The sequence below is a fragment of the Komagataeibacter xylinus NBRC 15237 genome, from assembly GCF_001571345.1.
GTDB lineage: Bacteria > Pseudomonadota > Alphaproteobacteria > Acetobacterales > Acetobacteraceae > Komagataeibacter > Komagataeibacter xylinus.
Genome location: NZ_BCTP01000007.1, coordinates 110,255 through 120,659, shown reverse-complemented (window position 1 = coordinate 120,659; position 10,405 = coordinate 110,255). Strand labels below are relative to the sequence as shown.

The 10,405-nt window shown below is 66.6% G+C and carries 12 protein-coding genes; 3 read left to right on the top strand and 9 right to left on the bottom strand.

The window, feature by feature from the left end; translation table 11 throughout:
• Both GXY01S_RS04940 and GXY01S_RS04935 read right to left on the bottom strand, forming a co-directional pair.
• Positions 1-981 (bottom strand): hypothetical protein (locus GXY01S_RS04940; protein WP_061272462.1); only part of this gene is annotated, 981 nt, incomplete at its 3' end.
• 150 nt (positions 982-1,131) lie between these two features.
• Complete coding sequence (locus GXY01S_RS04935) at positions 1,132-3,192, bottom strand: NAD(+) synthase (protein ID WP_061272460.1); 2,061 nt, start codon at positions 3,190-3,192, stop codon at positions 1,132-1,134.
• Positions 3,193-3,352: 160 nt separating this feature from the next.
• On the opposite strand from GXY01S_RS04935, the gene GXY01S_RS16930 reads away from it, so the two are divergent.
• Positions 3,353-3,529 carry a DUF1328 domain-containing protein gene (locus tag GXY01S_RS16930; protein WP_078526178.1) on the top strand — a complete coding sequence of 59 codons (177 nt, stop codon included), beginning with the start codon at positions 3,353-3,355 and terminating at the stop codon, positions 3,527-3,529.
• Here GXY01S_RS16930 and GXY01S_RS04930 read toward each other — a convergent pair.
• The 7 genes from GXY01S_RS04930 to GXY01S_RS04900 all read right to left on the bottom strand — a co-directional run bounded on the left by GXY01S_RS04930 (position 3,483) and on the right by GXY01S_RS04900 (position 7,987).
• The gene (locus GXY01S_RS04930) at positions 3,483-3,992 is read right to left on the bottom strand and encodes a disulfide bond formation protein B (protein ID WP_082770719.1); all 510 of its coding nucleotides are present in this window, start codon (positions 3,990-3,992) and stop codon (positions 3,483-3,485) included. The two genes, GXY01S_RS16930 and GXY01S_RS04930, sit on opposite strands and share 47 nt — an antisense overlap.
• 6 nt (positions 3,993-3,998) lie before the next feature.
• Positions 3,999-5,351, bottom strand: coding sequence for an alpha,alpha-trehalose-phosphate synthase (UDP-forming) (locus tag GXY01S_RS04925; protein ID WP_061272456.1), 1,353 nt, complete (start codon positions 5,349-5,351; stop codon positions 3,999-4,001).
• Positions 5,339-6,094, bottom strand: coding sequence for a trehalose-phosphatase (otsB, locus tag GXY01S_RS04920; protein ID WP_061272454.1), 756 nt, complete (start codon positions 6,092-6,094; stop codon positions 5,339-5,341). Before otsB ends, GXY01S_RS04925 begins: the two co-directional genes overlap by 13 nt.
• Positions 6,095-6,190: 96 nt before the next feature.
• The gene (locus GXY01S_RS04915; protein WP_061272452.1) at positions 6,191-6,811 is read right to left on the bottom strand and encodes a DUF2155 domain-containing protein; all 621 of its coding nucleotides are present in this window, start codon (positions 6,809-6,811) and stop codon (positions 6,191-6,193) included.
• Positions 6,808-7,026, bottom strand: coding sequence for a hypothetical protein (locus GXY01S_RS04910; RefSeq protein ID WP_061272450.1), 219 nt, complete (start codon positions 7,024-7,026; stop codon positions 6,808-6,810). The genes GXY01S_RS04915 and GXY01S_RS04910 overlap by 4 nt, the downstream gene beginning before the upstream one ends.
• Positions 7,023-7,559, bottom strand: coding sequence for an outer membrane lipid asymmetry maintenance protein MlaD (gene mlaD, locus GXY01S_RS04905; RefSeq protein WP_061272493.1), 537 nt, complete (start codon positions 7,557-7,559; stop codon positions 7,023-7,025). Before mlaD ends, GXY01S_RS04910 begins: the two co-directional genes overlap by 4 nt.
• A gap of 59 nt (positions 7,560-7,618) precedes the next feature.
• On the bottom strand, positions 7,619-7,987 hold the full coding sequence (locus GXY01S_RS04900; protein WP_061272448.1) for an NADH-ubiquinone oxidoreductase subunit NDUFA12 family protein: 369 nt from the start codon (positions 7,985-7,987) through the stop codon (positions 7,619-7,621).
• A gap of 316 nt (positions 7,988-8,303) precedes the next feature.
• Between GXY01S_RS04900 and GXY01S_RS04895 the strand changes: the two genes are divergently transcribed.
• Complete coding sequence (locus tag GXY01S_RS04895; protein WP_174520910.1) at positions 8,304-9,866, top strand: TSCPD domain-containing protein; 1,563 nt, start codon at positions 8,304-8,306, stop codon at positions 9,864-9,866.
• 43 nt (positions 9,867-9,909) lie between these two features.
• Positions 9,910-10,377 (top strand): RidA family protein, encoded by a 468-nt coding sequence (locus GXY01S_RS04890; RefSeq protein WP_061272444.1) that lies wholly within the window; start codon positions 9,910-9,912, stop codon positions 10,375-10,377.
• Positions 10,378-10,405 lie beyond the last annotated feature (28 nt).

The window sequence follows — 10,405 nt, the reverse complement described above, 5'->3', positions numbered from 1 at the left end:
GTCGAGCGTTTCATTGCCGCTACCGGCATAATACGTGGTCGTGCCGCTGGTGGCGGCCGTCAGGTCCACCCCGGCCGCGCCGAAAATGGTGGCATTGCTGCCTGTTATGGTATCGGCCACGGGCAAAGCCGTGCTCGCGCTGATGAAGGTCAGCGCGCCAGACCCGCTGGCATTGATCGTACTGTCATCCAGGCCCTGCACCACCAGCGCGGTGCCGGCGTTGATGGTGTCATTCGCGCCGCCATTGATGGTGACGGTCGCGTTGTCTGATCCGCTGTTGAAGAAACCATCCATCTTCGCGGTATTGATCGTATCGAACTCGGTATCCTGCACCACGACGCCATTGTACACATCGAGCGTGCTGCCATCGCCACTGAACTGCGTCGAGACATCGGTCACCGCGCCGGGAGCGGTCCAGTCGCCGGTTACGGTGGGGGTGCTGTCATAGGCAAGGATGGTGTCCGTGCCGCCCATGGTGTGGATGACATCCTGCCCCGTTCCGCTGAGGAAGAACGTATCACCCGCAGCGGCATAATAATCTACATTGCCTGAAGCCGCAGCGTAGACCACCGTACCGTCATCGCCATCCATCACATTGGTCGCGCCAGAGCCGCCCTGGATGTTGATCTCCTGGTCGAGGCCGCTGCCCGTCGCGCTGCCAATTTCCACCGTGCGGGCGGTGGCATCATAGGTGCCTGCCCCGGCCAGCGTCTCGATACTGCCGCCCGAATCCTGCTTGAGCGCGCCGTCAATGGCAACCACGCCCACGGCCTGGGCGGCCAGCACCGCCCCCCAGGCGGGATTGCTGCTGTCCCCTTCCAGCGAGGTGATTTCGTTTTGGGGGATCCCCTCATCAAAAGCGTTAAGGGCGTTCTGGGCGTTCTGCGCCGCGTTCTGCTGCAGGCCCTGCATCAGCGCAGTCGTGTCCTGGTTAAGCCCCAGCGTGAGCCCGGTGGCCCCGGCTACGGTCACGTATCCCATTCATTCCGTTCCTTGTCTCACGGCGGCAGGAACCGGCCTCGCCGCAGATGATCCGCTGCCCCGCCGCCCGGTCGGGGCGGAAAAAGCATTCTTTCAGGACCGTATTTGTCAGGAATGGGTTAAGAAATTCGGAATCAGGATTGATCTGAATCAATCCCGTGGCACGCGCCGCTCCAGTTCCTCCAGCCACAGCCGGGCATTGCCATCCGATGGCGCGCGCCAGTCCCCGCGCGGCGACAGCGCGCCACCGGCCACCACCTTCGGCCCATTGGGCATGGCCGAGCGCTTGAACTGGCTGAAGCCAAAGAAACGGTTGAGGAACACACCCAGCCAGTGCCGTATTTCCGCCAGGGTGTAGGCCCGCCTGCCCTCGGCGGGGAAGCCGGGGGACCAGTCCCCGCCCGTGGCCTCGCCCCAGGCATGCAGCGCCATGAACGCAATCTTGGAGGGACGCACGCCATGGCGCAGCACATGGAACAGCGTGAAGTCCTGCAACGCATATGGCCCGATCAGCGATTCCGTGCTCTGCACCGCCTGCGTTGCGGTGGCGGGCACCAGTTCGGGCGAGATCTCGGTGCACAGGATGGCCTCGAGCACCGTGCAGGTGCGCGCCTGCTCGCGCCCGCTGGCCATGACCCAGCGGATCAGGTGCTGGATCAGGGTCTTGGGCAGCCCGGCATTGACGTTGTAATGCGCCATCTGGTCACCCACGCCATAGGTGCACCACCCCAGCGCCAGTTCCGACAGGTCGCCGGTGCCAATCACGATCCCGCCTGACTGGTTGGCCAGCCGGAACAGGAAGTCGGTCCGCAGGCCCGCCTGCACGTTCTCGAATGTCACGTCATACACCGCCTCGCCCGCGGCGAAGGGGTGGCCCATCTGCTCAAGCATGAGGCGGGCCGCGGGGCGGATGTCGATCTCGCGCGCCTGCACGCCAAGGGCGGCCATGAGTTCATGCGCGTTGTTGCGCGTGGCCCCCGTGGTGCCGAAACCGGGCATGGTGTAGCCCAGCACCGCCTGCCGCCCCAGCCCGCATTCCTCTGCCGCACGCGCGGCGACGAGCAGCGCATGGGTGGAATCCAGCCCGCCCGATACGCCAATGACCAGCGTCTTGGCGCGTGAGGCGAGCAGGCGGCGCTTGAGGGCGGTGACCTGAATGGTAAACGCCTCGTAGCAGTCCTGATCGAGCAGCCCGGGGTCACTGGGCACGAAGGGAAAGCGCGCAATGTCGCGCCGCAGCCCCAGATCACGCGTGGGCGGCGTGATGGACAGGTCGATATGCCGCCACGCGCCCGCCGTGGTCCGGGCGCGGTTATCGGCAAAGGTGCCCATGCGCAGGCGTTCCTGGCGCAGCAGGTCAAGGTCCACATCGGCCATGAGCGTGACCTGGCCCGAGGGGAAACGCGCGCTTTGCGCCAGTGTCACGCCATTTTCAAAAATCGAGGTCTGCCCGTCCCATGCCACGTCGGTGGTGGACTCGCCCTCGCCTGCCGCCGCATAGACATAGGCGCACAGGCAGCGCGCCGAATGCGACTGGCACAGCATCGTGCGCGTGCGCGCCTTGCCCACCGTGATGTTGCTGGCCGAAAGATTGGCAATGACCGTGGCCCCGGCCAGGGCGGCATCAACACCCGGCGGGTGCGGCACCCACATGTCCTCGCAGATCTCGGCGGCCACGACCAGCCCCTGCACCGCGGGCGCATGGAACAGAAGGTCGGTGCCAAACGGCACGGCCACGCCACCAAGGGTGACCGTGCCACCGCGCAGGCCCGCGCCGGGCGTGAACTGACGCGCCTCGTAAAACTCGCGGTAATTGGGCAGGTAGGATTTGGGCACCACGCCCACCACGCGCCCGTCATGCAGGGCGATGGCGCAGTTATACAGCGCATCGCCCACGGCCAGCGGCGCACCGACGAGCACCAGCGGCAGCAAGCCCGCCGTCTGCCCGGCCAGCCAGCCAATCGCCTCACGCACGCCATCAAGCAGCACATCCTGCTGGCGCAGGTCATCAATGGCATAGCCTGACAGCCCGAGTTCGGGGAAAACGGCCAGCACGGAACCCGCCTCGTGGCAGACGCGGATGGCGTGGTGCGTGCGGCGGGCGTTTTCCATCGGGTCGGCCAGGGCCACGGGCAGCGTGCAGGCTGCGAGCCGGGCAAAGCCATGGTGGTACAGGCTGTAAAAACCTGCCGTGTCCGTGCCGTCTTTCATGGAGTGCCTCCCGCCTGTTCTGCGCGAAATTCCGCTCGGGTCACGACCGCGCCAGGGCCAAAATAACGTATTGCGATGAACCCGTCGCCCTCTGGCGCATTGTTAAGGGGCGGATGTCATGCCCGCGTCTGTCACAACATCGATCGGAAGGAACCGGATCATGGACCTGTTACGCTGGACCATCACATTCCTTGTTCTCGCCCTGATCGCCGCGGTTTTTGGCTTCGGCGGCATTTCGGACACATTTGCCTATTTCGGCAAGGTGCTGTTCTTCATTTTCATCGTACTGTTCATCCTTGGATTGTTTTTCGGCCGCGGCCGCGGAACTTCGCCCTGACCCGCAACCCCCGGCGCACGACAGGGATCAGCGCCAGCGCGTAGATCCCGCCCATCGCCGCCATGGAAAGCGGCACGCCGGGCACAAGATAGGTTGCCGCATCGCACGGCTTGGCCGGGCGGCGCGGCATGGAGGCCAGACGCTGCGCGAAACTGCCGCCATGAAACGTGGGCGCTCGGCATTCGGGCAGCGGACTGGGCCACCAGCCCTGCTCCACCCCTACATGCAGGCCGCCAAGGAAAGCCGCCACAAGCAGCACCGGCATGCACAGCCACAGCGCGCCACGCGCCGCATCACGTGGCAGCACCAGCGCCAGCAGCCCCAGCCCCGCCAGCACCCGATAGGGCCAGCGTTCCCATAAACACAACCCGCAGGGCACATGGCCCAGCGTGTATTCACTCCACCAGGCCACCGCAAGCGCGGCGCACCCGGCCATTACCATCAATAAAGCGGTTGAACGCATGGGCGGCTACGACCGCCCCGCCATGGGTGCCGCGTCAAGTGCCTGCAGGAAGTCAGCCGCCCAGCTTATGGCCGTAGTGCTGCTCACCTCCTGCTCCAGCGCCTGCCAGCGCGTGCGCCGCTCCGCCAGCCCCATGGTCAGGGCGGCGTGCAGGGCATCGGCAATCTCGTCGGGGTCATAGGGATTGACCAGAATGCCCTCATCCATTTCCGGCGCGGCACCGGCAAAATGCGACAGGATCAGCACGCCCGGATTGGCCGGGTCCTGGGCAGCCACGTATTCCTTGGCCACGAGGTTCATGCCATCGCGCAGCGGCGTGATCAGGGCTGCTTCGGCCCGGCGGTAGAACCCGGCCAGCACCTCACGCGCCAGCGGGCGGGTAATGTAGCGGATGGGCGTCCAGTCGAATTCGGAATAGGCCCCGTTGATCCGCCCGGTCAGTTCATCAAGCTGGCGGCGCAACTGCCGGTATTCCTCAACGCTGCCGCGCGAGATGGGGGCAACCTGCAGAAAGGTCACCTTGCCGCGATGCTCGGGGTAGCGCGCCAGCATGGCCTCATAGCCGCGAAACCGCTCGGGCAGGCCCTTGGAATAATCCAGCCGGTCCACGCCCAGCACCAGCTTGGCGCCACGCAGGCTGCCTTCCAGCCGCTCGACCTCCGGGCCTTTCATGCTCTTTTCAGCCTGCGCGCGGAATTCATCGGGGTCGATGCCGATGGGAAAAGCCTGCCCGCGCACCGCGAGGCCATTGGCCTGAAGGCAATGGTTGAGGTTCTCGGCATCCTCGGGCGTCTGCACGCCAATCAGGTCGTAGCTCTGCATGTCTTCAAGCAGCAGGTCGGCACCGGGCAACGAGCGCACGAGGCTCCAGGGCGGGAACGGAATGTGCAGGAAGAAGCCGATGCGGCACTTCACCCCAAGGTCACGCAACGCCTGCCCGAGCGGGAACAGGTGGTAGTCATGCACCCAGATCGTGTCATCAGGCCGGAGCAGGGGCAGCAGCGTGCGGGCGAACATGGCGTTGACCGCCAGATACGTCTTCCAGTCCGTGCGGGAATAGTTCATCAGCCCGACGCGGTAGTGGAACAGCGGCCACAGGATGCCATTGGAGAAATTCTGGTAGAACCCCTCATATTGCAACGGGGTCAGGTCAATGGTGGCGTAGGTGACGTTATCGACCCTGTCGAGCCGGGGCACCGGGTCGCCGCCATGCAACTGCACCTGCTTGCCCGACCAGCCGAACCAGAGCGATTCCCCCTCGCGCAGGGCATCTTTCAGCCCGACCGCCAGCCCGCCGGCGGGCTGGCTGCGCTCACGCGGGGAAGGCACGCGGTTGGATACGATAATCAGCCGCCCCATGCGCCATCACCCCCCTGTGCCAACATGGCCAGCCATGCACGGAAGGCCGCCGGATCAGGGAAATCGTGGGGAATGCGGAAACCAGCGCCACCAAGGCCGACCGCTGCGCGCATGCCATCCTCATCCGTCACGTCATCGCCCACGAAAATAGGCAGACGACCCGCAAAGGGCGCGCTTTTCATCACCGCTTCGACCGCATGACCCTTGTCGATGCCAGCGGGGCGGATTTCCCACGCCATCTTGGCGGCCTGCACATGAAACGCGCCGTGGGTGGCGTCCACCCATTCATCCGCGATCCGGCCCAGCGCCGGACCCGCATCGGGCGCGCCACGGTAATGCAGCACCAGCCCAGCCTTCTTGTGTTCGATCCGCACGCCGGGGTGAGCGGTGGCGAGCCTTTCCGCCTCATCCATCCATGCCTTCGGCACGGGCGGCAGCGCCGCGCGCTCGATGGGCTGGCCCGGCGCATGGCGGATGGCGATGCCATGCTCGCCCGCCACGGCATAGGGCACATCAGGCAGGAAATGGTCGATCTGCTCGATGGGGCGGCCCGAGATGACCGCGAGCGCGTTGCCGCATTTGTCACGCAGGCGGCGCAGGGTGTCGCGCAGGCCCGGCGCCACCACCACGGATTCGGGCGTGGGCGCGATATCTACCAGCGTGCCGTCAAAATCCAGAAGGAAGGCCGCCCGCGCGGGAGGCGGCAGCCGATCGAGCGAAGGGAGGGAGGGTGTCTTGCTCATGGTGGGTCTAGCCTCTGGCAAAGCGGGATAATACGCAAGCCCACAAGCGTGCTGGACAGGGCTGCAGCATTTATACGACACAAATTAAATTATTTTCTAATGCAGCATGAGCGGGGCCGCGCCCTCATCGGCAGGCTCGGGCGGCATGGCGGGCAGCGGCGGGGAGACCGGTTGCGGTGCAGCGGGCGGGACGGAAGGTGCTGCCCCTGATGGCGCAGGCTGGCCATTGGGCGTGGCAACGGCCGGGTCCATAACGGGCGCGGCCTCTGTGGGGGTGGCCACGGCGGCGAGTGGCGGCGGCATGGGCGCCACATTGTCACCCGCGCAACCCACGAGCTGCACATCATAAAGCGGGTTCTGGAACACGCCTGTCGCAGGCTCGGCCACCGCCATCCAGCCCTGGAAGGCCGCCATGCCCTCATGCGCGTCATGCACGTCCAGCCAGGCGGCACTATCGGCAGGCAGGGTGGCGGGGCGCTGCAGGCACGACGTGGCGTGCAGGGTCAGGCTTTTATAGGGCATGTCCTGGCCTACGGGCACGTTGAGCAGCACGACATGGGCATCAAGCTTGTCGAGCACGCGCACCACCGCCACCGTGCGCCCCTGCCACATATCGGGCGGGTAGATGGCGGGCGGCGCCAGCCATTCGGTGGCATGGGCAAGGCCGGGCAGGAAGCCGAGCAGCAGGGCGGACAGAAAGCCGAGCAGGCGCCTCATGCGTGGGGGCTCCGCAGCGTGTTGACCACGTCGATCAGGATCTGGCGCATGGCCGCCTCATCCACGCCCATCAGCACGGCATCCTCGAACGCATCCTGCAGGACCGTCCGCACTTCCTCATGGTTTTCGTGCAGCACCAGCAATTTGTCGCGGCATGAAACCGGCGTGCCATCGCGTTGCGGCCACATGGTGGGCCGGGCATTTTCGCTGCTCATGGCGCGTCCCCGCCCAGCGCGGGGGGCGTGGCCTGGTTTGCCTTGTCCTGCCGGGCCTTGGTCAGGGTATCGGTCACCGAGAAGATGAATTTGCTGAGCAACTGCTCGAGGCTGATCGCGCCCTGGGTCTCGCCAATCATGCCGCCGGGGGCGAGCATTTTGTCATCACCACCGGGCGAGAGGGCAATGTACTTGCCGCCAAGCAGGCTGTCGCTGGTAATGATGGCCGCCGTATCATCAGGCAGCTTGATGTCGGGCCGCACGGTAAAGGTGACCTGTGCGGCATACGTCTGGGGATTGACGCGCTCATCAACCACCTGCCCCACCGTAATGCCCGCAAGCCTGACATCCGAGCCGATGGACAGGCCATCGATATGGGTAAACCCGGCATGGAGCCGGTAGCCGGTTTCATGCGGGCGGCCCTTGTCGAGCACGGCATAGGCCAGCAGCCCCGCAAGCCCCGCAAGCACGGCAAAACCGGCAAGAAGTTCCGCTGGCTGACGGCCCGCGCGCCCTGAAACAGCAGCAACCATGGTGGCAAAGCTTCCCCAATATCCAATGGCGCGCACCCTAGCAGGTTACGCCACGGGTTTCATCCCTCGGGGTACCATGCCTCATAATCACTGGTGGTTGAAGCCCGCTGGCCGCCCCGGCAGTCGCTGCCCGGCGGGTGGTAGGCGCCCGCTGTTCCGGTCTGGTTGGGCTGCCAGGGCTGCTGCCACGGCTGGCGCGCGCTTTCGGGCAGGGGGGCCGCCTCCATGTGGTGCAGCCAGCCCCACCATTCGGGCGGCACGGCGGATGCGTCCTCGCCCCTGTGGTAGATGACCCAGCGCTCGTGGCGCTTTTCCCCGCCGCCGGTGCGGTTGGGGGTGCGGGCCTCATAATAACAGCGGCCATCGGCATCCTTGCCGACCAGCCGCCCCCTGAAGCGGGTATAGATGCGGGTGCCTAGATTTGCCATGCCGCAAGCCTAATCCGGCGGCGCCCGCGCGGTCCACGCGCATATGCGTGCGCGACCGTCACATCTGCGGGATCAGCGCGGGGCCTGCGCTGAGGCTGCCTGCATTTATATTCAAGGCACCGCTTTTTTGAAAAAAGGCTGCCGCCTCACGGCGCGGTGATGGGGGTGGATGCGCCCTGTGCACAGTTATCCCCCATATCCACTGTATTCAGGCCCATGTATAGTTGCGACTCCGTGCTGAACGGGTTCCGCCATCATGCGCCCGCCCGGTAAACATAGAAGCATGACAGCACGAAGCCACTGGAACGGCGTGCGTATGCGTACCGTTGAAGCCGCAGCGGACCCAGACGACACACCGCGTTCCGTAACCCTGCCCGCCGACTGGGATGACACGGCAGCCGAGGCCGTGGCCCGGCTGGCCCCCGGTCATGGCCCCGCCAGCCTGCCCGAACTCGCGGCGCGATGGATTGATGACCTGTGCGCGGGTGAGGTGTCCGGCCCGGTCATTGGCCCGGTCGCGCGCACGCTGTCGTGCCTGCTGCTCATGCGCCAGGCCGCACCGGGCGAAAGCCTGTGGCATGGCCACCATGACCGCAGGCCCGCCTTCGTGATCAACCTCGCCGCCTTTGTCGAGGCCGATAACAGCTTCATGGCGCACGACTTCGTGGCGGCCCTGCGCCTGCTCGCCCGCGTGCTGCGCACCCTTGCGCACCAGAAGCTGCACATGCGCAATGGCGAACTGCCCCTGCCCGAGCCCGAAGGCGGCGCGGTGGCCCACCTGCGCGCCGTGGCCCTGCCCACCGCCAGCGAGACGCATGAACGCCCCACGGTTGCGGGCGCGCTGCTGCTGACCAACCTCGATGCCTGCCTGGCCGGGCTGGGGCTCGATTACGACAGCGAGGCCGGGCGCGACGCGGCATGCAGCATCGTGGCCCTTGCCACCCTCGTGGCCCATGCGGGCGAAGGGGCCGATGCCATGCCCCTGCCCCCCGTGCGCAGCATCCTGCCCGGCGTGAGCCAGATCGCGCGCAGCGTGTGGCAGGAAGCGGCGGTCGAGACCGACCAGCCCGCAGCCCGCGTCGAGACCGGCTTTTCCACCCCCGGCCCCATTGATGCGCTGCTCGGCGTGGAAGCCTGCGGGCTGGCCCCCGTCTTTTCTCCGCTGCGGCCTGACGGGCGGCTGGCCATGAGCACGCTGGCCCGGCTGGCCAGCCGGGGCCTGACGCTGGAGGCAGCCTTCGCCGCCACCCTTGCGGGCGAGAGCGTGCTGCCCCTGCCCGCCGCCGCCTCGCACCAGGCCATGCACCGCGCGCTGAGCGGGTTTGTCGATCGCGTGCCCGCCCGCCCCGACGCCACGCGCGACACGCTGGCCACCCGCGCGGGGCTGGAGCGCGGCGTGCGCCGCCACCTGCCCGCCCGCCATGGCGGCTTTACGCAGAAGACCCGCATCGGCGGCCACCGCCTGTTCCTGCGCACGGGGGAATATGCCGACGGCTCGCTGGGCGAAATCAGTCTGACGCCCACGCGGGAAAGCCCGATGGTGCGCAGCCTGATGGACACGCTGGGCCAGGCCGTGAGCATCGGCCTGCAATACGGCGCGCCGCTGGAAAGCTATGTGGAAGCCTTTGCCTACACCCAGTTCGGCCCCGCTGGCACGGTGGAGGGCGACCCGGTTGCATCCTACGCCACATCCATGCTCGACTATGCTTTCCGCGCCCTGTCTGATGCCTATCTGGGCCGCAGGCTACCCGATGCCCCGCATGAGGAGACGCTGGCCGAAAGCCCCGCCCCCATGCTGCCGCTCGACCTGCCCGGCTCCGGCAATGACGATGGCGATGACACGCCCCCCCGGCGGCGCGGGCTGCGGCTGGTCGGATAACCCGGCCCGGCACCCCGCCGCCTGAATACAAGGATTGTTGCCCATGCCTGATACAACACCCGAACAGCGCCTCAAGCAGCTTGGCATCGTGCTGCCCACGCCTGCCACCCCCGTGGCCAATTACGTGGGCACCGTCATCAGCGGGTCATCGCTGGTGGTGTCAGGCCAGTTGCCGCTGGTTGATGGCAGGCTGCTGACCACCGGCAAGCTCGGCGGCACCGTGGCGGTGGAACTGGCGGTGGAAGCCGCGCGCTACAGCATGATCAACGTGATCGCGCAGGTTAAGGCCGCCCTTGGCGATCTTTCACGCGTGAAGCGCGTGGTGCGGCTGGGCGGGTTCATCGCCTGCACGCCCGACTTCACGCAGCATGCCGCCGTCATGAACGGGGCCTCCGACCTGGCGGTGGCCGTGTTTGGCGATGCGGGCCGCCATGCGCGCTCGACCGTGGGCGTGCCCTCGCTGCCGCTCGACTCCGCTGTCGAGGTCGAGGGCCTGTTCGAAATCGGCTGATGTAACCACCACGCACAAACATAGGGAG